We start from the raw sequence: 24,205 nt of genomic DNA on the forward strand, positions 1-24,205 counted from the left end.
GCGGGATACTTAAGGAGTGTGGATGTTTACGATGATCCTGCTGCTCTATCTGCAGCAGCACCGCGATGTGAGCCTGGAGAGCACCAGCCTGCGCGGAACTTTCCAGACGAAAAAGGCCTGCGAGGCCGCCGCGGTGCGGGCGCGCGGCCCCTTGCCGACCCCGGATGGCTATGCGGCGGCCTGGCATGACGCGATGTGCATCCCGATCAACCGTGGCGTCACCGTCAACGAAGGCAAGGCGCTCGACCTGGGCAAGCTGCTGCAGGGGCGCCCGCCGGTGGTGTGCGAAGGGACCGGGGCATGGCGCCGGGTCCAGGAACTGTGCCGGCCTGCGGCCGGCGCCAAGGGTGGCACGCCGTAGCCGGCCCGGCTTTTCGCGCGGCTCAGTCGCGCTTCCAGTCGCCATGACTCGGGCAGCGAATCATCCCGGCCGCGCCGCCGCCGCCGGCGCTGTCGAACAGGTTGGCCCCACCGCCGTTCGCGCCGCCGATCTGCGGCCGTACGCTGCCGCCTGTGCGGCACCATACCTTGCCGCCCTGGCGGAAACGATAGATGACCTGGCCGTCGGGCGCGGTATAGGTTTCGCTGCTCACGCCGCGACTGCTGTCCTTGTGGGCAGCTTCGAGCGCCTGCCTGAAGCGTCCCATCGGCGTGTCGGCGACTTCCGGCACGCCTGATTTCCCCTTGCGCATCTCGCGGTCGATGATGACGGCGTCGCGTTTCGCGCGCCCGACCATCGCATCGAGTGCGGAGTCGGGCGCGGGGGACGGCGCCGCGATGGCGAAGGGATCGGCCACCGTGGCCGGTGCTTCCGGTGGCGGACCGATGGGCTCCGGCTCGGGGGACGTGCTTGTGTCCACCGCGCGGCTGCGCGCGCGTCGCTCCTTGCGCACGGCAAGGCGCGCAGGCGGCTCGGAGCGCATCCGTGGCGACTCGGGTAATGGCGTTACGCTGATCAGGTCGATGACCCGCTCCTCGCGCGCATCCGGCGCCGGCGGATGCGCGATCCGCCAGCTCCAGGCCAGCAGCAGATGCAGGCCCAGCGTGGCCACCAGGGGCCAGCCGGGCCTACGGCGGGGGGAGGCCGCCAACACCGCTGCTTACGACTTCGGCGCGGTCAATGCCTTCTTGATCGCCACGCAGCGCTGGTCTTCCTGCAACGTGTCGAGCAGGGCGCGGCGGGTGCCGGCCGACAGCTCCTTCATGCTGTCGGCGGCCCGCTGCAGGCGCTGGACGCTTTGCGACGTGCAACCGGTCGGGATCATCGTGCCCGCGTAGCTGCGCATGAACACCGGACCGGCGGCCTTGTCGATCGCCGGCAGCTTGGCCAGGCGCTCGCTCGCGGTCTGCTCGGCCAGCTGGCGCTGCTCGACCGGGTACATCGCGCCCATCGCGGTGCGGATGCGCGAGAACGGCAGCTTGGTCTTCAGGTCTTGCACCGTGCCCAGCCACTCGCTCTTGAGCTTCGGATCCGGACGCACCACGGTCGCGGCCAGCGCGGCGCCCTGGCCGGTGTCGGACTTGTCGCGCGCCTGCTCTGCTTCGACCAGGCCGGCCGCGCCCGCGACATTGAAGCGGTTGAGGCGGTTGATGATGGCCCAGCGCTGGTCCTGGCTGATGTTCAGGCCCTCGGTGCCCTTACCTTCGAGCATGCCGGCCAGGCGCGCCAGCGCTTCCGGGCTGCTGGCCAGGCTCATGTAGGTGCCGAACCAGCGGCGCTGGAACGCGTCGTCGCCACGGCTGGCCACCACGCCTTGCCAGGCCATGTCTTCCAGCGCCTTGCCGGTCTTGTTCGCATAGGCGCGCTGTGGGCCATCCTGGAGGGCCATGGCGTCGAGGTAGTATTTGGAGGCGCTGACCTTGCCCAGCACGTCGCCCAGCAGGGTGTAATCCTTCTCCTTCGGCGCGTTGGCCAGGGCCACGTCGATGAACTCGTTGAGCGGCAGCTTGGCGTCGCGCACGCCGTCCCACAGGGCCTGCCACAGCATGGCGCGCAGCAGCGGGTCTTCCACACCGGCCAGGGTAGTGCGGGCGGTCTCGAACGAGCGCTTGTCGAGGTTGACCTTCACGAAGCCCCAGTCCTGGTAGTTCGGATACACCAGGTCGGGGCAGGCGCTGCCGACCATGCCGGCGACCTCGGTCTTCGCGCCGGAGTAGGTCACCGGCACGTTCTTGGCCAGCACCAGCCTGCCGTTCTCGCGCTTGAAGGCGCCGACCTGCACGCGCTGCTCGCGCAAGGTGGGCAATGCGGGGCTTGCTGCGGTCTGGGCCAGCGAGAAGCTGTTGATCTTGCCGTTCGAGCAGGTATAGTTGGCCGTGATGGTGTTCACGCCGGCCTGGTACAGCCAGTCCTTGCTCCATGTGGAGAGGTCGCGGCCGGCGGCGTCGCCCAGGCTCTTGATGAAGTCGTCAAGGGTGGCGTTCTGCCAGGAATACTTCACCAGGTAGTTATGCACGCCCTTGCGGAAGGTTTCCTCGCCCAGCATGTGGCGCAGCTGCTTCAGGGTCGAGGCGCCCTTGGAGTAGGTGATGGCGTCGATGTTGTCGAAGGCGTTGGCCGAGGAGGGCACCGGCACCTCGATCGGGTGGGTCGAGACCTTCTGGTCCATCGTGTAGGCGCCCTGCTTGTCTTCCTGGTAGAAGGCCTGCCAGGCATCCTTGAACTCGGTGGCCTCGGCGGTGGCCAGGGTCGCCATGAAGGAAGCGAAGCTTTCGTTCAGCCACAGGCCGTTCCACCACTTCATGGTGACCAGGTCGCCGAACCACTGGTGCGCCATCTCGTGCATGATGACTTCGGCCAGGCGCATCTTCTGCGCCGGGGTCATCTCGGCCTTGTACAGGAAGCCGGCTTCGGCGAAGGTGATCGCGGCGGCGTTCTCCATGGCGCCGTACAGGAAGTCGGGCACCAGGAGCTGGTCGTATTTCTCGAACTGGTAAGGGATGCCGTAGTAGTTGTCGAAGAACGCCAGGCCGGCCTTGGTGTAGCGGAACCAGTCGCTTGGTGTCACCTGCTTGGCCACCGACTGGCGTGCGAACAGGCGCATCGGGTACTTGCCGCTCTTGTCTTCCCAGACCTGGTAGGGGCCGGCGTGCAGCGAGAAGTTGTAGGGGCTGAGCTTCTTGGTCTTGGGGAAGGTCCAGCGCTTGCCGCCGCTTGCATCGGCAACGTTCGACTCGCGCGTGGTGGTGATCACGTGCCAGTCGCTTGGCGCATTCACGGTGACGGTATAGGTGGCCTTCAGGTCGGGCTGGTCGAACACGGCGAACATCTGGTGCGCGGCGGCCGGTTCGAAGTGCGAATACGTATAGACCCGGTTATCGACCGGGTCGACCATGCGGTGCAGGCCTTCGCCGTTGGTGCTGTGCGCTCGCTCGTAGCTGATGGTGACGCTATTGCGGCCCTTGGACAGGTGCTCCGGCGCCAGGGTCACGAACCAGTTGTTGTAGCGGGCCGGGACCTGCTTGCCGTTGATGCTGACCGACTTGACGGTCGCCTTGTCGAGGTCGATGGTCAGGGCCGAGTCGGTATCCTTGAGGTCGAAGCTGACGGTGGTGGTGCCGGCGAAGTTTTCCTTGCCGGTGAGCGTGAAGTCGAGCACGTAGTCCACGTTCGACACGCGGCTTGACCTGGCCATGGCGTCGGCTTCCGACAGGTAGGCGTTCTCGGCGCGCGCAGGGGCTGGAGCAGCGTTGGCGGCGTTGAAAACGAAAGCGGAAGCGATGGCGAATGCCATGGCGCGGGGGGCGAAGTGTTTCACGTGGTCTCCTGGTACGGCGCAGGCTCGGTGCGCGATAAGAATAATCGCGCAAGAATAGCATGCGAGAGCTGTCATTTACACCACATACATATACGAAAACAGAGCGTACGTACAGGTGTTGGACGGAGTGTGCCGCACAAAAAAAAGCGGGCTCCCGCGAAGGGAGCCCGCCTCGGCAGACCGCGCTGGATCAGTTCAGCGTCGGGTAGTCGATGTAGCCTTCCGCGCCAGGCGCGTAGAACAGCTCCGGCCGCGGCTGGTTCAGCGGCGCATCCTGCTTCAGGCGCTTGGGCAGGTCCGGGTTGGCGATGAACCACACCCCGAAGGCCACCGCATCGGCCGCGCCCGACTCGATCAGCTGCGCGGCGCTTTCCTTGGTCAGCTTTTCGTTGGCGATGTAGACGCCGCCGAATTCCTTCTTGAGGTGGGCGCCCAGGCTGTCGTTGGCGACGGCTTCGCGCGAGCAGATGAAGGCGATGCCGCGCTTGCCGAGCTCGCGCGCGACGTAGCCGAAGGTCTCGCGCGGGTTGGAGTCGCCCATGGTGTGCTGGTCGCCGCGCGGCGCCAGGTGCATGCCGACGCGGTCCGCGCCCCACACGTCGATGCAGGCGTCGGTCACTTCGAGCATCAGGCGGGCACGGTTCTCGAGCGAACCGCCGTACTGGTCACTGCGCTGGTTGGTGGAATCCTGCAGGAACTGGTCGAGCAGGTAGCCGTTGGCGCCATGGATCTCGACGCCGTCGAAGCCGGCCTTCTTGGCATTTTCCGCGCCCTTGCGGTAGGCCGCGACGATGGCCGGGATCTCATCGGTGTCCAGTGCGCGCGGGGTAACGTGGTCGCGTTTCGGGCGCAGCAGGCTGACGTGGCCGCCTGCGGCGATGGCCGACGGCGCCACCGGCAGCTGGCCGTCCAGGAAATGCGGGTCCGAGATGCGGCCCACATGCCACAGCTGCAGGACGATGCGCCCGCCGGCCTGATGCACGGCGTCGGTGACGATCTTCCAGCCTTCCACCTGCTCGTCCGACCAGATGCCCGGAGTATCGGCATAGCCCACGCCCATCGGGCTCACGGCGGTGGCTTCCGACAGGATCAGGCCGGCGCTGGCACGCTGCACGTAGTATTCGGCCATCATCGCGTTCGGCACGCGGCCACTGCCGACGGCGCGCGAGCGGGTCAGCGGCGCCATGATGATGCGGTTCGGCAGCTCGAGCGCGCCTACTTTGATCGGGTCAAACATTGTTGTCATCGATGGGTACTCCTAAAGTCCGTCGTTCAGTTGATCGAGGAAGGCCTGGATGACTTCCTCGTTACGCTGGAAGAAGATGAACTGTCCGACGCGCCGGGTGCTGACCAGGCCGGCCTTGTGCAGGGTCGCCAGGTGGGCCGACACCGTCGATTGCGACAGCCCGGTGCGCTGGTCGATCAGCTTGCAGCACACGCCCATGTCGAGCGGGTGTTCCTGCTCGGCGAAATGCCGGTGCGGATCCTTCAGCCACTGCAGGATCTGGCGCCGCACCGGGTTGGCCAGGGCCTTGTGGATCGCGTCGATGTCCATACACTCTTCCTTATATCGGGTTCTCTCGATCCGAATATCGTCATCTTACGATATATCGGAAAACCCTGCTGGCGACGGCATGCAGCAGGGTGTCGTTCATTCCCGGCCGAATCGCGGGTTCGGGCGGGTCAGGTAGTACCACTCGGAGTTGGCGCCCGCCTTCGCATCCGGGAACAGGATGCGGCCGCTGAATTCGGCGATGACCTTGCTGCCGTCGGCGCGCACGCCGATCTCCTCGCCTTCGCTCACGGGGTCGAAGCTGGCCCACTGGCGGCTGAACGCGTCGTCGGCGTGCAGCTTGTCGTGCACCACCACCATCGACAGGGCTTCCATCTCCTCGAAAGGCAGGGGTTCGGGATCGGGCGCCGCGATCAGCTCCAGGTGCGCCAGGGTGTTCATGATGGCGCGGTAGGCGACTTCCGGCGCGGTCGGGTCGAGGTGCTGGCCGCATTCGAGCGTGAGCGCGTAGCCGCCGGTGGTGCGCATGTATTCGGTGGTGCCGACGCCGTAGCGCAGCACGGTTTCGAGTTCGTCGGCATTGCGGCTGCGGCGCTTGACGCCGTCGCCGTAGGCGGCCAGCCAGCCGTCCACGAAACGCTTCACGCCCAGGCGGCGCGCCCATGCACGCTCTTTCTCGGCGTGCTGGAAGGGCTGCAGCGTGCCGTCGTTGTTGAGCGGGCCGACCATCACGAAGGGCTGGCCGCCCACGGCATTGAAGGAGTGCAGGTCGAGCAGCACGTCGTGCCGGGCGAGCAGGGGGCACAGCCAGTTGGCGATCTGGTCCTCGAAGTCCTGCGGCGCGTCCTTCGGGAACAGGTTGCGGTTCAGGTTGCGGTCGCCGTTGCGGGTGTTCTGCTCGTAGGCCTTCGGGTTCACGATCGGCACGAAGGTGACGCTGCCGGCCGCGATGTGCAGGCGGCCGCTGTCGATTTCTTCCATCACGCGGCGGATCGCAATGGTGCCGCAGACTTCGTTGCCATGGGTGGCGCCCATGATGATGACGCGCGGGCCCGGTTCGACGCCGGTGTAGTTGACGGATTTGAATTGGTACTGGCTCGTAGAAGTCATGCGCTGCTGTCCGGGAAAGGAGTAGAAGAATTCGGGTGCCGACATTTTATCGGCAAACAGTGGCGCATGCCGGAGGGGCGTGGCATGATCCGCCATTCCCAACCTGAACGGCCCGCATGTCCACCATTTCCACCCGCATCCACGGCCTCGATACGCTGCGCGCGCTCGCCGTGACGCTGGTCGTCCTGCACCATTACGTGCTGTTCGTCAGCGGCGCGCCGACCTTCGGCTGGGTGGGCGAGATCGGCTGGGTCGGGGTCGACCTGTTCTTCGCGCTGTCCGGCTACCTGATCGGCAACCAGATCTTCGCCGGCTTGAAACGCCCGGGCGGCTTCTCGCTGAAGCACTTCTATGCGCGGCGCCTGCTGCGCACCCTGCCGAACTACTGGGTGGTGCTGGCCCTGTACTTCCTGTGGCCGGCCTTTCGTGGCGAGGCGCCGCTGCTGCCGCTGTGGGAGTACGCGACGTTCATCCAGAACTTCGGGCTGGAGCCGGGCAGCGCCTTCTCGCATTCCTGGTCGCTGGCGATCGAGGAGCAGTTCTATATGCTGTTGCCGGCGGTGGTCCTGATCGGGGCCGTGTTCGGCGGCTCGCTGCGCCTGGCCTGGGCCGGCATCGCGCTGGCCTTCATTGCCGGCATGCTGGTCCGCGCCGGGCTGTGGCAGCAGATGGCGGGGCAAAACTATAAGCTTTGCTTCTATTTCAAGTACATTTATTACTCAAGCTTATGCAGGTATGACGAGCTGCTGGCCGGCGTGGCCCTGGCGCTGCTGCGCAACCACCATGCCGGCATCTGGGCGCACCTGACCCGGCACGGCCGCCTGATGGGCGTGCTGGGCCTGGCCGCCTGCGCCCTGGCGTTCTGGTTCTTCCTCGAGGACCGCTACGGCTTCGGCATCACCGTGTTCGGTTTTCCCCTGATGGCGCTGGGCTTCTCGCTGCTGATCGTATCCAGCGTGGCGGAAGATTCGCCGCTGCGCCGCCTGCGGGTGCCCGGCGCCGGCGCGCTGGCGCTGTGGTCCTACGCGATCTACCTGCTGCACAAACCCGTGTGCGTGATGGCGGCGCGGTGGATGCAGGAGCAGGGCTACGGCGCCGAACATCCGCTGACGATCACGGCGCTGCTGGCGCTGTCGGTGCTCACCGGTTGGCTGCTCTACAGGCTGGTGGAGACGCCCTTCATGCTGCTGCGCGCGCGCTACGTGCCGAGCAATGCGGCGCGTCCGAGCCGGCTTACCCCCGCGCCTCGATGACGCCAAACGCCGCAGGCGCATCCGCCAGGTAGGCCAGGATCGCATTGGCCTGCACCTGCGGCTCGTAGCCTGAGGTGTCGCGGATCGCCTGGCGCAGCCCCGGCACCGTCTCCACCGTGTGCGGGCTGCGGTAGGCCGCCACCAAGAGCGCTGCCAGGTCGATCGGCGCGCCCTGGCCGCGGCGCAGGCGCGCCTCGATCACGCCCAGCAGCGTACGCTGCATGCGCGGCGTCGGGTTCAGGATTTCGCCGAACAGGGTAGGGGTGTTGGCGATGGCCTCGCACATGCGCTGCTCGATGGCGTCCGGCTTCAGGTCCGAGGGGATGTCGAAGTAGGACTTGTTCCAGCGCGTGCGCGCGTAGGCATGGCCGGGCGGGAAGGAGTCCGCCGTTTCGAAGCCGAGCGCGCGGCTGGCGCGCCCGAGCAGCTCGGCCAGGGTGTCGATCAGGGGCATAAAAAAACGGGATGAACGTGCGTCATCCCGTCAGTGTAGCAGGCGGCAATAGCGGGCTGCAAAGCCTCAGGCTGCAAACCGCCCCGCCCGGAAATCTTCGAAGGCCTGGTACAGCTCTTCGGTGGTGTTCATCACGAACGGACCGTGCTGCGCGATCGGCTCGTTCAGCGGACGTCCCGCCAGCAGGATCAGCCGGGTCGGCTCGAGCGCCTTGATGCGCACCCCGTCCGCGCCCGCGGCATTGTCCAGCACCGCCATGCGCGTCTTGCCCACGCCCTTGCCCTCGACCACGGCCTCGCCCCGGTACACGTAGAGAAAAGCGTTGTGGCCCTGCGGGATCGGCTGCTCGAAGCGCACGCCGGCCGGGATCTCGATGTCGAGGTAGAGCGCTTGCGTTACCTCGCGCTGCACCGCGCCCTTCACGCCATGGGTCTCGCCCGCGATCACCTGCACGGTCACGCCGTCCTGGTTGGTGAAGCGCGGCACTTCCTCGGCCGGGATGTCGCGGTACCACGGGTCCATCATCTTGTCCGTGGCCGGCAGGTTGAGCCACAGCTGGAAGCCTTCCATCAGCCCCTCGTCCTGCTCGGGCATCTCGGAGTGGATCACGCCGCGGCCTGCCGTCATCCACTGCACGCCGCCATTGGTCACCAGGCCCTCGTTGCCGGCGCTGTCGCGGTGGCGCATGCGGCCATTGAGCATGTAGGTGACGGTCTCGAAGCCGCGGTGCGGATGTTCCGGGAAGCCGGCAATGTAGTCGCCCGCCTTGTCGCTGCCGAAGGCGTCCAGCATCAGGAAGGGGTCGAGGCGGCGCTGCAGGGAACCGGTCAGCACGCGGTTGATCTTCACGCCCGCGCCGTCCATCACGAACTGGCCCTGGATCAGGCGTTCGACGCCGCGCGATGTCGCGATTGCTGCGGTAGTGGTGTGCTCGGTCATGCTGTTCTCCTCGTGTGTCGATCGGTTGCGCGCCGCCTCCGGGCGGCGTGATGTTACGCCAGCGCCGCTTCCACGGCTTCGTTGGCTGCCTGCTGGCCCTTGGCCGCCGCTTCCGGGCCCATGTTCAGGCCCGACGAGTAGATGAAGGTGTGGTCGGTCAGGCCCAGGAAGTTGAGCAGCATGCGGATGTGCGGCACCTGCGGGTCGGCTTCCACCGGATACACGCCGCCGCGCGCGGTGGCCACGTACACCTTCTTGTTCTTCAGGAGGCCTTCCGGACCGGTCTCGGTGTAGCGGAAGGTCACGCCGGAACGGGCGATCGCGTCGAACCAGTTCTTCAGCTGCACCGGCATGCCGAAGTTGTACATCGGGGCGCCGATCACGATCACGTCGGCGGCTTGGGCCTCGGCGATCAGGGCGTCGTCCAGGGCCACGCGGGCGGCCTGGTCGGACGTGCGCTGGTCAGCCGGGGTGAACAGGGCGCCGACGGCGGCGCCGTCCAGCACCGGGTGCGGCTGGGCGCCGAAGTCGCGGCGCACCACCTGGGCGTCAGGCTGGCTCGCGACCAGTTTGTCGACGATCAGGTTGGCCACACGGGTCGATTCCGAATCCTTGCCGCGGACGCTGGAGGTGATTTGCAGGATGTTCATGTTCTGGGTCCCTTCGTTTCCAAGAAAGTGTGTCGATGGAGACAGCTTAATGGTTCCAAAAACGAAGCGGAAGCCATTAGAATGGATAACATTAACCCACTAGTGGAACAATCATGGAAGTCGAACCGAATGACCTGCTGCTGTTCGCCCGCATCGTCGAGGCGGGCAGCTTCAGCCGCGCGGCCGAACGCGTGCAGCTGCCGAAATCGACCGTGTCGCGCCGCATCGCGCTGCTTGAACAGAAGCTGGGCGAGCGCCTCCTGCAGCGCACCACGCGCAAGCTGGTGGTGACCGAGTTCGGCGCCAGCCTGCTCGAGCACGCGCGCAAGGTGGCCGAAGAAGTCGAGGCGGCCGGCGCGCTGGCCCAGCACCGCCAGGGGCAGCCGAGCGGCAAGCTGCGCATCTCCCTGCCTGGCGACTTCGCCAATATCGGCCTGCAAGAGGTGATCGCGCGCTTCATCGCGCGCTATCCCGAGGTGGCGCTGGAACTGGACCTGTCGCCGCGCCGGGTCGACCTGATCGCCGAGGGTTTCGACATCGCGATCCGCATGGGCGAATTGCCGGACGACGCCTCGCTCAACGCGCGCCCGATCAACCTGGAACACTGGGGGCTGTACGCCTCGCCTGCCTACCTGGGGCGGCACGGCCTGCCCGAGCACCCCGATGACCTGCTGCGGCACGACCTGTTGTGCATGCTGAGCCGCTACGGCGGCGCGGCGCACTGGGTGCTCGCCCGCGGCAAGCTGCGCTGGGAACGGCAGGTGCCGGCGCGCCTCACGGCCAATTCGCCCGAGCTGCTGGCGCGGCTCGCATCGCGCGGCGCCGGCATTGCGGCCAGCTCGCTGACCTTCGCCGGTCCTTACCTGCAGACGGGAGAGCTGGTGCGGGTGCTGCCGGAATGGGAGCCGCCGACCACCCAAGGATGGGCGGTCTTTCCGGGGCGCCGCCTGATGCCGGCCAAGACCCGCGCCTTCCTCGACCTGATGGAAGAGAAATGCACGGAAGTCGGCGACCGTCCGCTGGCCGTGATCAGCGCGGACGGTTCCCCATCGTCTCGCCCAGGCGCACTGGACGCTCAGGCGCCCACTCGCCGTTGAAGGAGATCGCGCCCTTCTTGAACAGCATCACGACGGTGGAGCCGAGCAGGAAGCGGCCCATCTCTTCGCCTTTCTTCAGCACCACCGGGTGCGCATCGTAGTGCCATTCGCAGATGCGCGGCATGCGCGGCGGATTGACCACGCCGTGCCAGCTAGTGGCCATGCTGCCGACGATGGTGGCGCCCACCAGGGTCATCACGAAGGGACCGTGCTCCTCTGATTCGAAAACGCAAACCACACGTTCATTGCGGGCAAACAAGCCTGGGACCCCGCGCGCCGTGGTCGGGTTCACCGAGAACAGCTTGCCCGGCACGTAGATCATGCGCGTCAGGCGGCCGTCGCAGGGCATGTGGATGCGGTGGTAGTCCTTCGGGCTCAGGTACAGGTTGGCGAAGTGGCCGTGCTGGAAATGGGCTGCCAGCTTCTCGTCGCCGCCCACCAGCTCCGCGCTGGTGAATTTATGTCCCTTGGCCTGGAAGATGTGGTGGTCGTCGATGTCGCCGAACTGGCTGATCGCGCCGTCCACCGGGCACACGAAATCGGCATGCGCCAGCGGGCGCGCATCAGGGCGCAGCGGGCGGGTGAAGAATTCGTTGAAGCTGCTGTAGCTTGCGATGTCCGGGTTCGCCGCTTCCTCCATGTTGACGCCGTATTTGCCGACGAACCAGCGGATCAAGCGCGTGGTCATCGCGCCGCCCTTGGCGCCGGCGACGCGGCCGGCGAAGTTGGTCAGCGCCGTCTTCGGCATCACATATTGGGGCAGGACTTTTAGACGGGACACTTGGATGGGCCTCTCGGTGTAAAAACGATCGCGCATTATAGCGACGATCACGTCGGGGAATGGATGTTTATCGCTTGCCAAGTGTACTCCAGTGTCCGCATGGCGCGCGTATGCGAGAAAAATAGTTGCAGCATGCATATCCGATTCTTGGAGACAGGCCGAATTGCTTCTGGGACAATTGCGATTCCTATCACTTTTGAAGTATTCAATGTCCTCCGTATCCCGACCGTTCCGCATGACCGCACTGGCAGCCGCCATCAGCCTGTGCCTCCCGGCCTTGAGCGCATCCGCGCAGGATGCCCAGACCCCGAAGAAGGCCGATGCGGCCGACACGGCCAAGGCGGAGCAGGGCAAGAAGATGACCCAGGTCGAGGTCAAGGGCACGCTTGATACCTACGACCCGCGCCGCGACGACACCGCCACCAAGGTCGTGGTCAGCAGCGAAGAGATCACCAAGTACGGCGACACCAATGTGCTGGACGTGCTCAAGCGCGTGCCTGGCATCACCGTCAATTCCTCCAACGGCCGCGGCGGCGAGATCCGCATGCGCGGCCTGGGAGCGGGCTATACCCAGATCCTGGTCAATGGCGAACGCGCGCCGGCCGGCTTCTCGATGGACTCGCTGGCGCCGGACTCGATCGAGCGCATCGAAGTGCTGCGCGCCGCCAGCGCCGAGTTCTCGACCCAGTCGGTGGCCGGCACCATCAACATCATCCTGAAGCGCTCGGTGAAGAACCGCCTGCGCGAACTGAAGCTGGCGGCCCAGGGCTCGAGCAACGGTTACGGTCCGAACGCCAACCTGCAGATGTCGGACCGCGACGGCGGCTTCTCCTATTCGGTGTCGGCCAACGCGATGAAGGACCGCTTCGAATTCGACTCCACCGGCGAGGAACGCGGCGTGGCGCCGAACGGCGAAGTCACCATGCTGCGCACCATGGTGCTGCCGCAGAAGGGCGAGATGAGCGTCATCAACCTGAGCCCGCGCCTGAACTGGACGCTGGGCCAGGACAATACCCTGACCTCGCAAACCTTCATCAACCAGCACCGATTCAGGAACCGCTTCAGCCAGCCGACCACCACCCTGATCGGCCCGCCCCCGCCGTTCCCCACCCTGGCCAATGCCTTCGAGGCGAAGAACGGGTTCCTGCGCTCCGACCTTTCCTGGGCACGCAAGTTCGAGTCCGGCGCCAAGCTCGACCTGAAGTTCGGCGCCCAGGGCATGGAGAACGAAAGCCGCTCGCAGCGCACCGCCGCCAACAGCGCCGGCGTGCCGCTGCTCGACACCACCAGCCTGCTCGACGCCCGCGACCGCGGCGTGAACACCACCGGCAAGTACAGCCGCACGGTCGAGAAGGGCCACACCTTCGCCTTCGGCTGGGACGGCGGCATCGATACCCGCGACGACGAGCGCAACGACATCAACCGGGTGCGGGTGAGCGGCAACGTCCCGGCCTACGAGGTCTCGGAAGCGCGCGTCAAGCGCCTGGCCGTGTTCGCCCAGGACGAATGGAACATCACACCAAGCTGGTCGATGTACCTGGGCGCGCGCTGGGAAGGCATCCGCACCCGCGTCACGGGCAATACCTTCGAGCGCGGCGAATCCAGCTCCAACGTGTGGAGCCCGATCATGCAGACGCTGTACAAGATACCGGGTAAAAAAGGCGACCAGCTGCGCCTGGCGCTGACCCGCACCTATAAAGCGCCGGGCGTGGGCAGCCTGACCCCGCGCCGCCAGGTCAGCGAGAACAACAGCTCGACCGAACCGGATTACCGCGGCAACCCGAACTTGAAGCCGGAACTGGCCTTCGGCATCGACGCGGCCTGGGAGCACTACTGGCTTGACGGCGCGCTGCTGTCGGTGAGCGTGTCGCAGCGCCGCATCAACGACTTCACCCGCAACCTGACCTATTTCGACGGCGAGCGCTGGATCCAGACCCCGAGCAACCAGGACAGCGCGACGACGCGCTCGCTGGAGATCGAGACCAAGTTCCCGCTCAAGGCGCTCATGAAGGATGCGCCGGCAGTCGACCTGCGCGCCAGCGTCAACCGCAACTGGTCGCGCGTGGCAGCGGTGCCAGGCCCGAACAACCGCCTCGACCAGCAGACCCCGCTGACGGTCAACCTGGGCGCCGACTACAAGGTGGGCGCCCTGAGCATCGGCGGCAGCTTCGCCTACCGCCGCGGCGGTCCGGTGCGGGTGTCCGTCAACCAGCGCGCCTACGTGATGCCGCGCCGCGAGCTGGACATGTATGCATTGTGGAAGTTCGATGCCCAGCGCCAGCTGCGTTTCGCGGTCAGCAACATGACCGGCCAGGACTTCGTCAACGAGAACACCTATGACGACGAACGCTTCGGTTCGCAGACCCGCCGCTTCGTGTTCCCGCAAGGGGTGCGCTACCGCCTGACCTATGAACTGAAGTTCTGATCGACCTTTCCCTGGAGAGCCAAGCATGCCGATCTGGTGTCAACCGTTTCGCCTGACCGTTCTCGCCGCCGCGGTCGGGTTGGCGCTTCCCCGTGCTGGCGCACGAGCCGCAGGCGGCGCCGAAGCAGGCCGAGGGCGCCCCGGCCGGCGAGGGCGGGAAGATCCAGCAAGTCGAAGTGAAAGGCAGCGCCGCCACCTACGACCCGCGCCGGGACGACACCGCCGCCAAGGTGGTGGTCAGCAGCGAAGAGATCACGAAGTATGGCGACACCAGTGTGCTCGACGTGCTCAAGCGCGTGCCGGGGATTACCGTCAACAGTGCCAACGGCCGCGGCGGCGAGATCCGCATGCGCGGCCTGGGGAGCGGCTACACCCAGGTCCTGGTGAATGGCGAACGGGCGCCGGCCGGCTTCTCGATGGAGTCGCTGGCGCCGGACAGCATCGAGCGCATCGAAGTGCTGCGCGCCGCCAGCGCGGAGTTCTCGACCCAGTCGGTGGCGGGCACCATCAACATCATCCTGAAACGCTCGGTGAAGAACCGCCTGCGCGAGCTGAAGCTTGCTGCGCAGGCGTCGAGCACCGGCTGGGGGCCGAACGCCAACCTGCAGCTGTCCGACCGCGACGGCGGCTTTTCGTATTCGGTCACGGCCAATGCCGCGCATGACAGCTTCGACAACGCGCCGCGCGGTATCGAAGTCGGCACGTCGCCGGCCGGGGCCACCAGCATGCTGCGCACCTCGAACCTGCCCCAGGACGGCGGCTTCACCTTCCTGAACCTGAGTCCGCGCCTGAACTGGATCCTCGACAACGGCGATGCGCTGACCTCGCAAACCTGGCTCAATCGCAACCGCTTCCAGAACGAGGTGCAGCAGCGCACCACGACCCTGATCGGCAGCCCGCCGCCGCAGCCGGACCTGTTGACCGCCATCGAGAATACCGGCACCACCCTGCGTTCCGACCTGTCGTGGACGCGCAGCTTCGACAGCGGCGCCAAGCTGGACCTGAAGATCGGCGTCTCGGCCGGCGAGGGCGAGAACGTGTCGCACCGGATCGCGCCGCGCCTGGACACGCGTGTCGCCAGCGGGAACCGGGACCGCGGCCTCAATTCGACCGGCAAATATGCGCGGACGCTGGGCAAGGGCCATGCGCTCGCTGTCGGCTGGGACGGCGGCATCGACGATCGCGACGACCGGCGCAGCGAGCGCAATGCCTTGGCCAGCGCCGGCCAGGCGCCCGACGAAACATCGGAAGCGCGCGTCAAGCGCCTGGCCGTGTTCGCCCAGGACGAATGGAACATCACGCCGCAGTGGTCGATGTACCTCGGGGCGCGCTGGGAAGGCATCCGCACCCGTGTGGAAGGCAACACCTTCCGGGAAGCGCGCGCCGGTTCCAGCGTGTGGAGCCCGATCATGCAGACGCTCTACAAGATACCGGGGAAGAACGGCAAAAAAGGCAGCGACCAGCTGCGCCTGGCCCTGACGCGCACCTACAAGGCGCCCGGCATCGGCAACCTGAGCCCGAGCCGGCGCACCAGCGAGAACAATAGTTCCACCCAGCCCGACTATATCGGCAACCCGAATCTGAAGCCGGAACTGGCATTCGGCGTCGATTCCGCCTACGAGCACTACTGGGCCGAAGGCGCGCTGTTCTCGGTCAGCGCCTCCATGCGCCGCATCAGCGACTTCACGCGCATGCTGACCTGGTTCGACGGTGCGCGCTGGGTCCTGACGCCGAGCAACCAGGACAGCGCCATCACCCGTACGCTGGAACTGGAGACCAAGTTCCCCCTCAAGGCCGTCATGGCGGATGCGCCAGCGGTCGACTTGCGCGCCAGCATCAACCGCAACTGGTCGCGGGTCGAATCGGTGCCGGGGCCGGCCAACTACCTCGACCAGCAGACGCCGCTCAGCGTCAACCTGGGGATCGACTACAAGGCCGGCGCCGTGACCACGGGCGGAAGCTTCGTCTACCGCAGGGGCGGCTTGGTGCGCGCCTCCCTGAACCAGTACACCTATTCCTGGGCGCGGCGCGACCTCGACATCTACGCCTTGTGGAAGGTCGATGCCAAGCAGCAGTGGCGGCTGGCCTTGTCGAACGTGATGGGGGACGACTATTTCTTCGAGAACAGCTACGTCGACGAACGCATCGGTTCGCAGACGCGCAGCGTCGTGTTTCCCAACGCGCGACGTACGAGCTGAAGTTCTGATCCCAGCTTCGCTCCAGACAGCCCGGCCATGCGCCGGGCTTTCTTTTGCGTGGAATAGAATGATGCTATCCCATAGCAATACTCTGTTCTTCTTTATGTTTACAGAATGCTATTGTCTAGAATATAGTGCTTCTAAAGAAGCCCAATAACTATTTCTGGAGAATAGAGCATGGTATTGCTGCGCCCCCGTCATCTTGTCGTCCTTATTGCCGGGCTCAATGCCCCGGCCTTCGCGCAGCAGTCCTCGACGGACGGCGCCATCCAGCAGGTCGAGGTGAAGGGGGCAAACTATGATGCCCGCCGCGACGATACCGCTGCCCGCATCATCGTCAATCGCGACGAAGTAGTCCGCTACGGGGACACCAATGTTGCCGACGTCCTCAAACGTATTCCGGGCGTCACCGTCACGACGGGGGCCGGCCGCAGCACCCAAATCCGGATGCGCGGCCTGGGCGGCGGCTATACCCAGATCCTGGTAAACGGCGAGCGTACCCCGAGCGGCTTCGCGCTCGACACCCTGTCGCCCGACATGATCGAGCGCATCGAGGTGCTGCGCGTGGCGACTGCCGAGTTCTCGGCGGAGTCGGTGGCGGGCACCATCAACATCGTGCTGCGCAAGAAAACCAACCAGCGCCAGCGCGAGGCCAAGCTGGGCTACCTGCTCTCGAACGACTTTCGCGGCCCGAGCTTCAGCACCCAGGTGGGCGACCGCGCAGACAAGTCGTCGTGGTCGTTCTCGGCCAGCGGCAACCATGACAGCCTGGGCCGGGAGTGGGGCGGCTTTCAGGAGAACACGCGGCCGGACGGCAGGGTCGACATGTATCGCACGACCCATGCGCCGGAGAAGGGGCATATGAACCGCCTGAACCTGAGCCCGCGCCTGAGCTGGACGCTCGACAACGGCGACACGCTGGCGTGGGAAGCCATCGCCAACGGCTCAAGCTTTCGCAATGGGGCCCATCCGGTCGTTACCACGCTGATCGGACCGCCGCCGCAGACGCCGGACCTGCGGACCTTCGGCGAGATGGACGACCGCATGCTGAAGTCGGACCTGAGCTGGACCCGTAGCCTGGAATCCGGCCTCAAGCTCGACGCCAAGCTCGGCGCCGAATGGTCGTCGCGCAAGATGTTCGTGCGTCGCAGCGGCCTCGATGCCAGGGGCTTGCCCGAAACCGAAGGGAGCACGCTGTCCGACACCCATGCGCGGGGCATGAACACCACCGGCAAGGCGAGCCGCACCATGGACGGCGGCCATCTGCTGGCGCTGGGCTGGGACCTGCGCGTCGACGAGAGCTCGGACATCCGCGCCGAGCGCGACACCGTCCGTGTCTTCCCGCCAGGCCAGCTGCTGGACGAAAACTTCCGCGCCACGGTCAGCCGCGCTGCCTTCTACGCGCAGGACGAATGGACCATCGACCCGCGCTGGTCGGTCTACCTGGGCGCCCGCTGGGAAGGCGTGCGCACCCGCGTGTCGGGCAATGCCGTGGAATCGACGCGCGTGCGTTCGAGCGTCCTGAGTCCGATCCTGCAAACCCTGTACAAATTCCCGGCCAAGGAAGGCAAACAGGCAGACCAGCTCCGCTTCGCGCTCAGCCGCACCTACAAGGCGCCAGAACTGAACAGCATCGTGCCGCGCCGCTCGGAATGGGAAAACAACAGCCCCACCGAAGCCGATTTCCAGGGCAACCCGAACCTGAAGCCGGAACTGGCCTGGGGCCTGGATGCCGCCTGGGAGCATTACTGGGCCGAGGGTGCGATGCTGTCGATCAGCGGCGCCGTGCGCCGCATCGACGACTACACCAGCAACGACATCTACTTCGACGGCCTGCGCTGGATATTCACGCCCGTCAACGACGACCGCGCCGTCATGCGCAGTCTGGAGATCGAGACCAAGTTCCCGCTCAAGTCGCTGTACGCCGGGGCGCCGGCGATCGACCTGCGCGCCAGCGTCAGTCGCTACTGGTCGCAGGTCGAATCGGTGCCGGGGCCGCACAACCGAATGGAGCAGCAGGTGCCGCTCACGGCCAACCTCGGCGCCGACTACAAGTCCGGCGCGCTGGCGCTGGGGGCCAGCGTGGCCTACCGGCGCGGCGGCTACGTGCAGGTGGCGGCCAACCGCGGCTTCTACCGGGTCGGCCGCACCGACCTCGATACCTATGCGGCCTGGACCTTCAACCCGAAGACCGTGCTGCGGGTCGCGCTCTCGAACCTGCTGGAACAAGGCAACTCCTTCGAGCCGAGTTACTACGATCCGGTGTCCGGACTGGAAAAGCGGCGCTGGAACTACGCGAACGGGATCAAGCTGCGCACCACGCTGGAGATGAAGTTCTGACCCTTCACGCCAGGCGCAGCACCACGGCGCCGCCCGCGATCAGGACGGCGCCGGCGACGCGCGCCGGACCGACCCGTTCGCGCAATACCGAGGCCGCGATGAGCGCGGCGAACACGATCGAGGTCTCGCGCAGCGCCGCCACCACGGCGATCGGCGCCAGCGTCATCGCCCACAGGGCCACGCCATAGGAGCCGGCGGTGGCGAGTCCGCCGCCCAGCGCGAGCAGGGGTTTGGCCGCCAGGTAGGCGCCCAGGGCGCCGAGCCGGCGCTTGACTGCCAGCGCCCCGCTCACGCCGATGCCGGTGAGCAGGAACAACCAGGCCGTGTACGCAGCCGGCGCGCCCGAGCGGCGCACACCCAGGCCGTCGACCAGCGTATAGGCGGCGATCACCAGCGCCGTGAGCAGGGCCAGCACCAGGGTCCTGCGCGCGCAGCGCAAGCCCCCGCCGCCCACGCAGATCACGGCGCCGCCCGCGCCGACCAGGGCGAGCGCCGCCAACTGGGCCTGGTCAAGGCCTTCGTTGCCGCTGTTGAGGAGAGTCACCAGCACCGGCGCCGCGCCGCGCATCAGCGGATAGGCATGGCTGATGTCGGCATCGCGGTAGGTGGCGGCCAGCAGCAGGTAGTACACGACTTGCAGCAAGCTCGAGGCCGCGAGACAGGGCCAACTGGCCACGGCGGGAGCCGGCAGGAATACCAGCGCGATCGCGCCCAGCAGGCCTGCTCCGAGCGTGATGGCGGCTGCGGCCAGCAGCGTGTCCGGCTCCGCCTTGATCGCGGCGTTCCACCCGGCGTGCAGCAGGGCGGCGCCGAGGACGGCCGCCAGCACCGACTCCGGCATCAGGCCCGCATCTCTTCTTTGCCCTGGCTTTCGCCATGGCTGTCGTGCACGCGGTGGGTGCGGAAGTAACGCCAGGCCACCAGGATCGCCACCGTTTGCATGCCCGCGCACAGCAGGAAATGGCTGCCGATGCGCCAGTCGCCCGGCGGCAGGTGGCTGACGCTGGCGAGGATGACGGTGCCGATGATCGGCGTGATGATCACCCCCAGGCTGCTGATCGACTGCAGCGAACCCATGAGCTCACCCTGCTGGCCGGCGGGCGTGGCCTTGGAGACGATGGCCTGCAGCGCCGGCGTGGCGGCGAAGCCCAGCACGTTGCACAGGATGAGGGCGTACATCATCCAGCCCTGGGTCGCCAGGCCGTAGCCGAGCAGGGTCACGGCGCCCGAGGTGATCCCCATCAGCGACAGGCGCACCTCGCCGAAGCGCCGGATCAGGTGGGCCAGCAGCCAGGCCTGGACCACGGCGGACACCAGGCCGACGCAGAACATGGCGATGCCGTTGTCGCGCGGAGTCCAGTCGAAGCGGAAGGTGGTGTACAGCACCCAGGTCGACTGCAGCATCATCTGGCCGAAGGTGACCAGGGTGATGACGACGATCAGGCCGCGGATGTCGGTGCGCTGCACAAGGCGCAGCAGGGCGGCCAGGGGATTCAGGCGCGCCCAGGCGAAGGGCGGGCGCTGGCCGGGCGGGAGCGATTCCGGCACGAACAGGAAGCCGTAGACCAGGTTGGCCGCGCCCAGCAGCGCCGCCACGTAAAAGGGCAGGCGCAGGTCGCTGTTGCCGAGCAGGCCGCCGAGCATGGGGCCGCAGATGAAGCCCAGGCCGAAGGCCGCGCCGATCTTGCCGAAGCTCTTGGCGCGGTTTTCCTTGGTGGAGATGTCCGAGGCGTAGGCCGCGGCCACCGACATGCTGGCCGAGGACATGCCGCCGATCATGCGGCCGACGAACAGCCAGAACAGGCTGGGCGACCAGGCCGTGACCAGGAAGTTGACGCACATGCCGCCCATCGAATACAGCAGCACCGGGCGGCGGCCGACGCGGTCGCTCAGGGCACCCAGGGCGGGCATGAACAGGAACTGCAGGATGCCGAAGGTCGCGGCCAGCACGCCGAACCACAGGGCCTGGTCGTCGCGCGCCGGGACAAACTGCCCGACCAGAAGCGGCATCACCGGCACGATCAGCCCGATGCCGAGCATGTCGATGAAGATGCAGACCAGGACGAAGTTCAGTTTGCCGGGGCTGGCGATCGGCAAGGCGGTGGGGCTGGTCATAGATGCCTCGGAGGGGATGACATTCGACCATCTTAGCATTGGGCAAGCATCCTTCGGACAGGTCGGCGCCCGGCGCGTCGAAAAATTTGACAGCCGCGCCGCACGCGAATAGTGATTTCCGGTTTGCCGCCCGTTGTAACAGGTGTGGCCTGTCTCTTGCTTTTGCCAGCGGTGCCGTTCCTGGCAGCCAATATTGGGGATAAAAATGACTTACCTGAAAAAGATTGCTTCCGCCTGCGCCGTCGCCGTTGCGTTCACCGCTGGCAGCGCGACCGCCGCCCCGATCGTCCTGGACTTCGAAGGGATCGGTGATTTCGTTGCGATTCATAACTTTTACAACGGCGGCACCGACGGCAACGGCGCCACCGGCACCGATTACGGTGTCAGCTTCTCCCAGGATAGCGTGGCCCTGACCGATTCCGATGCCGGCGGCTACGGCACGCTGGCCGGCATGCCCTCTGGGCTCGGCGTGCTGACCTTCTTCAGCGGCGCCGCGGCGGTCATGAACGTGGCGGCCGGCTTCGATACCCGCCTCGGTTTCCACTACGCGGCTGGGGATCCCGGGTTCGTCCGTGTGTTCGACGGCCTGAACGGAAGCGGCAATCTGCTCGGCCAGCTCGCACTCGGCACGAACCTTGACAACTGCCTGGACGTGGACAACCTGTTCTGCAATTTCAGCCCGGTCGAACTCCTGTTCGACGGCACCGCGCGCTCGGTGGCCTTCGGCGGCCCTGCAGGCTGGCTGGTGTTCGACGACGTCAGCTTCGGCGCCGCCGAGGACGAACCGGCCCCGGTTCCCGAGCCGGCGACGCTGGCGCTGTCGATGCTGGGCCTGGCCGGATTGGCTGCCGCGCGGCGCAAGGCGCGCTAAGGCAGCGCTGTCTTCCTCAGGCGCTTCCGGGAGCGCCGTTTTCGCGCGCGAACTCCTCGCGGAAGGCCATCAGCCGCGCCAGCCTTTCCTCGGCCAGGGCGCGCCCGGCCTCGGTCTGCATCATGCCCGGCAGCCTGGCCAGCTTGACCATGATGTGGTCGAGCGCGTAGCTGCGGTCGTCGAATTCGCGCGCGCTGCCGAGCGGATCGCTGGGGTGGGCCAGGCCTGTCCCCATGCGGCCGGCGATGTAGAACATGCGCGCCAGGCCGACCGCGCCGAGGCCGTCCAGGCGATCGGCATCCTGCACGATCTTCGCTTCCAGCGTCTCGGCCGGAATGTTGGCGGAAAAGCTGTGCGCGGCGATGGCATGGGCGACGGCGTCGAGGCGCTCGGGCGGGAAGTTCATCCACGCCAACTGGTGGCGCGCCAGCTGGGCCGAGCGGGTCGAGGCCTGGGCGCGGTCCGGGTCGTTCTTCGGCAGATTGACCAGGTCGTGCAGGTAGCAGGCGGCCATCACGACCAGGGCGTCGGCTTGCGGGTGCTGCGCCAGCAGCGCCTGGGCATTGCGCCAGACGCGCTCGAGGTGGGCGCTGTCGTGGGCGCCGTCGCCGCCGCTGCTGCCCGCGGCCAGCGCGGCCAGGCGTGGGCGCCAGGTGGCCAGATCAGTCTTCGGTTCGTTCTTGGTCGGGTGCATGCGTTTCCATGGTCGGTGGGGGAGGAACGGCGCGCTGCGACAGCGCGTCCGCTTCCAGGTTCTTGTGGCGCGGAATCCAGCGCAGCGTGCTGCCCGGCAGGCGGGCGAGCAGGGCGCGCGCCCGCGCGCGGTAGGCGCGCAGCGCCGGGGCACTGGCGCTGTCGGGCGCATGGACGTCGTCGATCACGACCTGGCTGTCGCCCTCGATGGCAAGCTCCGGCACGCCATGCGCGATGGCCGCTTCGAGCACGGCCAGCAGGGCCAGGTATTCCGCTTCGCTGCTGTTGCCATGGCCGGCATCGCGCGACAGCTCGATGCGCAGTCCGCCGGGCCCTTCGAGCACGGCGCCGATGCCGCAGCGGCCCGGATTGGGCCGGGCCGAACCGTCGAAGCGGGCGCGCCATGCGGGCGTGGGAGGGTTCGCCCCGCCGCGCCGGGCCAGCGCCGCCGCGGCCAGGGCGCGCCGCGCCGTGGCGCCGTGCTCGCTGCGCAGGCGCTCGGCGGCGCGCGCGGCCAGCAACCGGTCGAGCCCGGCCACGCCGGCGCGTAGGGTCAGGGTGGCGCGCAGCGCTTCGGCTTCCGGCACCCCGGTGCGGGCGGCGAGCTTGCGGCTGGCGGCGAGTTCTTCCTTGAAGGCGGCGGCAAGCAGGGCGGCGTGGTCGGGAGGAGGACAGGACATCGCGCAAGGATAGCAAATAGGCAGCCGAAGCTGCCTGTTTTTCCGTTGCTGGAGCGCCCCGATCAGCGGCGGTAGGGATTGTCCGGACGGCTGTCGTAGCGGTTCGGGACCCCGTCGCCGTCGATGTCGCGGTCGCGGCGGTTGCGGATGCCGTCGTTGTCGAGGTCGCGGTCGCGGTAGTTCGGCACGCCGTCGCGGTCGGTGTCGCGGTAGCCGCGGCGCTCGTAGCGGTCGGGGATGCCGTCGCGGTCGCGATCATAGCGGCGCCAGTCGCGGTAGTAGCCGTCGCGGCCATCGCGGTAGTAGTCGCGTCCGTCGCGGTAGCCGCCGGCGTACACCGGTGCATAGCCGCGCCGCTCGTAACGGTCGGGGACGCCGTTGCGGTCGCGGTCCCAGCGGGCCGGCTCCATGTACCAGCCGCCGCCGCGCTGCTGCCAGCGCGGCGCGTAGTACACGTAACCCGGGCGGGCGGCGACGTAGCGGCCCGGCACCCAGGCATGGCGGTGGCCGCGCCACTCCCAGTAGCCGGGCGCCCAGACATGGCCATGGCGCGGTCCGGGGATGCGTTCATAGATGGGCGCGGGCGGGGCCGAGCCGATATAAATTTGGAAATCGGTCTGCGCCATCGACGGCAGCGGTGCGAAGGCGGCGCCAAGGGCGATCAGGGCAGCGAGGGTGAACGTGGGTTTCATGTCGGGTCTCCAGATCCAGGAACGGATGACCCACTATATCGCCGGGAACCGGCGCCAGGCAGCGCTGAAGCAGATACTTACAAGTGATACAGATCGGGAGCCGGGCTCCGCAGTAGCGTGATACAAATCGGGCCGTAATGGGCCGCCCGCTGTCGCGCCGCGGCGACAACGGGCAGGCCTGCGGCACTCATCCGCGGCTCCCCGCAGCCTGCTTTTCTTCGCTCGACAGGCGCTTGGCGCTGACCGTCACGACCGCCATCTTGTCGCCGCTGGCGACCATGGCCGCGTCGGCGCTGTAGTTGCGGGCCTGGGCTTCCGGAATGGTGTCGATCAGGTAGCTGCCCGAGACGGCGAGGCTCATCGCGACGAGGAAGACGGCTTCCATATGCTTCATGATGTTCATGGTATTTCTCCTTGCAGGTGGGTTGTCGATGTGTGCACTGTAGGCCAAGCCAATCCGGGCCGCGAGCGGCGTGCGACGGGACGCGGAAAACGGGGAACAAGCTGTCGAAAAATGCGCGTGAACGTGCGCGCGCTTCCTTGCGGCGGATGGGTTTCACCCGCCCCCGGCTAGGTGTCTGCGAGGCGGCCGCCACCGCGCCGCGCCTATCGCGACCCACCGATGCCAGCCACGTT

The 24,205-nt window shown here is 67.0% G+C and carries 22 protein-coding genes; 7 read left to right on the forward strand and 15 right to left on the reverse strand.

The window, feature by feature from the left end; translation table 11 throughout:
• Positions 1–22: 22 nt before the first annotated feature.
• Complete coding sequence (locus MasN3_RS11640; RefSeq protein WP_281914230.1) at positions 23–361, forward strand: hypothetical protein; 339 nt, start codon at positions 23–25, stop codon at positions 359–361.
• A 22-nt stretch (positions 362–383) separates the two neighbouring features.
• Here MasN3_RS11640 and MasN3_RS11645 read toward each other — a convergent pair whose 3' ends face one another.
• From MasN3_RS11645 to MasN3_RS11665, 5 genes are all read right to left on the reverse strand, one after another.
• Entirely contained in the window at positions 384–1,091 is a 708-nt protein-coding gene (locus MasN3_RS11645; protein WP_281914231.1) for a hypothetical protein, read from the reverse strand.
• 9 nt (positions 1,092–1,100) lie between these two features.
• A complete protein-coding gene (gene pepN / locus MasN3_RS11650; protein ID WP_281914232.1) occupies positions 1,101–3,758 on the reverse strand; it encodes an aminopeptidase N in 2,658 nt (885 codons plus the stop codon).
• A gap of 190 nt (positions 3,759–3,948) precedes the next feature.
• Positions 3,949–5,004, reverse strand: a complete 1,056-nt coding sequence (locus tag MasN3_RS11655; RefSeq protein ID WP_281914233.1) for an alkene reductase — start codon at positions 5,002–5,004, stop codon at positions 3,949–3,951.
• A gap of 12 nt (positions 5,005–5,016) precedes the next feature.
• Entirely contained in the window at positions 5,017–5,313 is a 297-nt protein-coding gene (locus MasN3_RS11660) for an ArsR/SmtB family transcription factor (protein WP_281914234.1), read from the reverse strand.
• 96 nt (positions 5,314–5,409) lie between these two features.
• The gene (locus tag MasN3_RS11665) at positions 5,410–6,381 is read right to left on the reverse strand and encodes a succinylglutamate desuccinylase/aspartoacylase family protein (RefSeq protein ID WP_281914235.1); all 972 of its coding nucleotides are present in this window, start codon (positions 6,379–6,381) and stop codon (positions 5,410–5,412) included.
• A 116-nt stretch (positions 6,382–6,497) separates the two neighbouring features.
• On the opposite strand from MasN3_RS11665, the gene MasN3_RS11670 reads away from it, so the two are divergent.
• Positions 6,498–7,634: an acyltransferase family protein gene (locus tag MasN3_RS11670; protein ID WP_281914236.1), complete on the forward strand. Its 1,137-nt coding sequence runs from the start codon at positions 6,498–6,500 to the stop codon at positions 7,632–7,634.
• On the opposite strand, the gene MasN3_RS11675 is transcribed toward MasN3_RS11670, so the two are convergent.
• From MasN3_RS11675 to MasN3_RS11685, 3 genes are all read right to left on the reverse strand, one after another.
• Complete coding sequence (locus tag MasN3_RS11675) at positions 7,615–8,088, reverse strand: hypothetical protein (RefSeq protein ID WP_281914237.1); 474 nt, start codon at positions 8,086–8,088, stop codon at positions 7,615–7,617. The two genes, MasN3_RS11670 and MasN3_RS11675, sit on opposite strands and share 20 nt — an antisense overlap.
• A gap of 66 nt (positions 8,089–8,154) precedes the next feature.
• The gene (locus tag MasN3_RS11680; RefSeq protein WP_281914238.1) at positions 8,155–9,027 is read right to left on the reverse strand and encodes a pirin family protein; all 873 of its coding nucleotides are present in this window, start codon (positions 9,025–9,027) and stop codon (positions 8,155–8,157) included.
• A gap of 53 nt (positions 9,028–9,080) precedes the next feature.
• Positions 9,081–9,677 (reverse strand): FMN-dependent NADH-azoreductase, encoded by a 597-nt coding sequence (locus MasN3_RS11685; RefSeq protein ID WP_281914240.1) that lies wholly within the window; start codon positions 9,675–9,677, stop codon positions 9,081–9,083.
• Between the two features lie 113 nt (positions 9,678–9,790).
• On the opposite strand from MasN3_RS11685, the gene MasN3_RS11690 reads away from it, so the two are divergent.
• On the forward strand, positions 9,791–10,774 hold the full coding sequence (locus MasN3_RS11690) for a LysR family transcriptional regulator (protein ID WP_281914241.1): 984 nt from the start codon (positions 9,791–9,793) through the stop codon (positions 10,772–10,774).
• Here MasN3_RS11690 and asd read toward each other — a convergent pair.
• A complete protein-coding gene (gene asd / locus MasN3_RS11695) occupies positions 10,707–11,522 on the reverse strand; it encodes an archaetidylserine decarboxylase (RefSeq protein ID WP_281914242.1) in 816 nt (271 codons plus the stop codon). The two genes, MasN3_RS11690 and asd, sit on opposite strands and share 68 nt — an antisense overlap.
• A gap of 268 nt (positions 11,523–11,790) precedes the next feature.
• Here asd and MasN3_RS11700 point away from each other — a divergent pair, with 268 nt between their 5' ends.
• The 3 genes from MasN3_RS11700 to MasN3_RS11710 all read left to right on the forward strand — a co-directional run bounded on the left by MasN3_RS11700 (position 11,791) and on the right by MasN3_RS11710 (position 18,518).
• Positions 11,791–13,980, forward strand: a complete 2,190-nt coding sequence (locus MasN3_RS11700; RefSeq protein ID WP_281914243.1) for a TonB-dependent receptor plug domain-containing protein — start codon at positions 11,791–11,793, stop codon at positions 13,978–13,980.
• A gap of 92 nt (positions 13,981–14,072) precedes the next feature.
• Positions 14,073–16,178: a TonB-dependent receptor plug domain-containing protein gene (locus MasN3_RS11705; protein WP_281914244.1), complete on the forward strand. Its 2,106-nt coding sequence runs from the start codon at positions 14,073–14,075 to the stop codon at positions 16,176–16,178.
• A 177-nt stretch (positions 16,179–16,355) separates the two neighbouring features.
• On the forward strand, positions 16,356–18,518 hold the full coding sequence (locus MasN3_RS11710) for a TonB-dependent receptor plug domain-containing protein (protein WP_281914245.1): 2,163 nt from the start codon (positions 16,356–16,358) through the stop codon (positions 18,516–18,518).
• Between the two features lie 4 nt (positions 18,519–18,522).
• Here the strand turns inward: MasN3_RS11710 and MasN3_RS11715 are convergent, their stop codons facing one another.
• Positions 18,523–19,359 (reverse strand): EamA family transporter, encoded by an 837-nt coding sequence (locus MasN3_RS11715; protein ID WP_281914247.1) that lies wholly within the window; start codon positions 19,357–19,359, stop codon positions 18,523–18,525.
• Entirely contained in the window at positions 19,359–20,633 is a 1,275-nt protein-coding gene (locus MasN3_RS11720; RefSeq protein ID WP_281914248.1) for an MFS transporter, read from the reverse strand. Before MasN3_RS11720 ends, MasN3_RS11715 begins: the two co-directional genes overlap by 1 nt.
• 205 nt (positions 20,634–20,838) lie before the next feature.
• On the opposite strand from MasN3_RS11720, the gene MasN3_RS11725 reads away from it, so the two are divergent.
• On the forward strand, positions 20,839–21,504 hold the full coding sequence (locus tag MasN3_RS11725) for a PEP-CTERM sorting domain-containing protein (RefSeq protein WP_281914250.1): 666 nt from the start codon (positions 20,839–20,841) through the stop codon (positions 21,502–21,504).
• Between the two features lie 16 nt (positions 21,505–21,520).
• Here MasN3_RS11725 and MasN3_RS11730 read toward each other — a convergent pair whose 3' ends face one another.
• The 4 genes from MasN3_RS11730 to MasN3_RS11745 all read right to left on the reverse strand — a co-directional run bounded on the left by MasN3_RS11730 (position 21,521) and on the right by MasN3_RS11745 (position 23,972).
• The gene (locus MasN3_RS11730) at positions 21,521–22,198 is read right to left on the reverse strand and encodes an HD domain-containing protein (protein WP_281914251.1); all 678 of its coding nucleotides are present in this window, start codon (positions 22,196–22,198) and stop codon (positions 21,521–21,523) included.
• Positions 22,167–22,877 carry a reverse transcriptase-like protein gene (locus MasN3_RS11735; RefSeq protein ID WP_281914252.1) on the reverse strand — a complete coding sequence of 237 codons (711 nt, stop codon included), beginning with the start codon at positions 22,875–22,877 and terminating at the stop codon, positions 22,167–22,169. The genes MasN3_RS11730 and MasN3_RS11735 overlap by 32 nt, the downstream gene beginning before the upstream one ends.
• A gap of 62 nt (positions 22,878–22,939) precedes the next feature.
• Positions 22,940–23,569 (reverse strand): hypothetical protein, encoded by a 630-nt coding sequence (locus MasN3_RS11740; RefSeq protein WP_281914253.1) that lies wholly within the window; start codon positions 23,567–23,569, stop codon positions 22,940–22,942.
• 187 nt (positions 23,570–23,756) lie between these two features.
• Positions 23,757–23,972, reverse strand: a complete 216-nt coding sequence (locus MasN3_RS11745) for a hypothetical protein (protein WP_281914254.1) — start codon at positions 23,970–23,972, stop codon at positions 23,757–23,759.
• Between the last annotated feature and the right edge of the window lie 233 nt (positions 23,973–24,205).

Source organism: Massilia varians, from assembly GCF_027923905.1.
Taxonomy (GTDB): domain Bacteria; phylum Pseudomonadota; class Gammaproteobacteria; order Burkholderiales; family Burkholderiaceae_D; genus Telluria; species Telluria varians_B.

Coding starts and splice junctions, on each gene's coding strand:
- MasN3_RS11640 (WP_281914230.1), top strand. CDS start 23: ATGTTTACGATGATCCTGCTGCTCTATCTGCAGCAGCACCGCGATGTG.
- MasN3_RS11655 (WP_281914233.1), bottom strand. CDS start 5,004: ATGACAACAATGTTTGACCCGATCAAAGTAGGCGCGCTCGAGCTGCCG.
- MasN3_RS11660 (WP_281914234.1), bottom strand. CDS start 5,313: ATGGACATCGACGCGATCCACAAGGCCCTGGCCAACCCGGTGCGGCGC.
- MasN3_RS11665 (WP_281914235.1), bottom strand. CDS start 6,381: ATGACTTCTACGAGCCAGTACCAATTCAAATCCGTCAACTACACCGGC.
- MasN3_RS11670 (WP_281914236.1), top strand. CDS start 6,498: ATGTCCACCATTTCCACCCGCATCCACGGCCTCGATACGCTGCGCGCG.
- MasN3_RS11675 (WP_281914237.1), bottom strand. CDS start 8,088: ATGCCCCTGATCGACACCCTGGCCGAGCTGCTCGGGCGCGCCAGCCGC.
- MasN3_RS11680 (WP_281914238.1), bottom strand. CDS start 9,027: ATGACCGAGCACACCACTACCGCAGCAATCGCGACATCGCGCGGCGTC.
- MasN3_RS11685 (WP_281914240.1), bottom strand. CDS start 9,677: ATGAACATCCTGCAAATCACCTCCAGCGTCCGCGGCAAGGATTCGGAA.
- MasN3_RS11690 (WP_281914241.1), top strand. CDS start 9,791: ATGGAAGTCGAACCGAATGACCTGCTGCTGTTCGCCCGCATCGTCGAG.
- asd (WP_281914242.1), bottom strand. CDS start 11,522: ATGCCGAAGACGGCGCTGACCAACTTCGCCGGCCGCGTCGCCGGCGCC.
- MasN3_RS11700 (WP_281914243.1), top strand. CDS start 11,791: ATGACCGCACTGGCAGCCGCCATCAGCCTGTGCCTCCCGGCCTTGAGC.
- MasN3_RS11710 (WP_281914245.1), top strand. CDS start 16,356: ATGGTATTGCTGCGCCCCCGTCATCTTGTCGTCCTTATTGCCGGGCTC.
- MasN3_RS11715 (WP_281914247.1), bottom strand. CDS start 19,359: ATGCCGGAGTCGGTGCTGGCGGCCGTCCTCGGCGCCGCCCTGCTGCAC.
- MasN3_RS11720 (WP_281914248.1), bottom strand. CDS start 20,633: ATGACCAGCCCCACCGCCTTGCCGATCGCCAGCCCCGGCAAACTGAAC.
- MasN3_RS11725 (WP_281914250.1), top strand. CDS start 20,839: ATGACTTACCTGAAAAAGATTGCTTCCGCCTGCGCCGTCGCCGTTGCG.
- MasN3_RS11730 (WP_281914251.1), bottom strand. CDS start 22,198: ATGCACCCGACCAAGAACGAACCGAAGACTGATCTGGCCACCTGGCGC.
- MasN3_RS11735 (WP_281914252.1), bottom strand. CDS start 22,877: ATGTCCTGTCCTCCTCCCGACCACGCCGCCCTGCTTGCCGCCGCCTTC.
- MasN3_RS11740 (WP_281914253.1), bottom strand. CDS start 23,569: ATGAAACCCACGTTCACCCTCGCTGCCCTGATCGCCCTTGGCGCCGCC.
- MasN3_RS11745 (WP_281914254.1), bottom strand. CDS start 23,972: ATGAACATCATGAAGCATATGGAAGCCGTCTTCCTCGTCGCGATGAGC.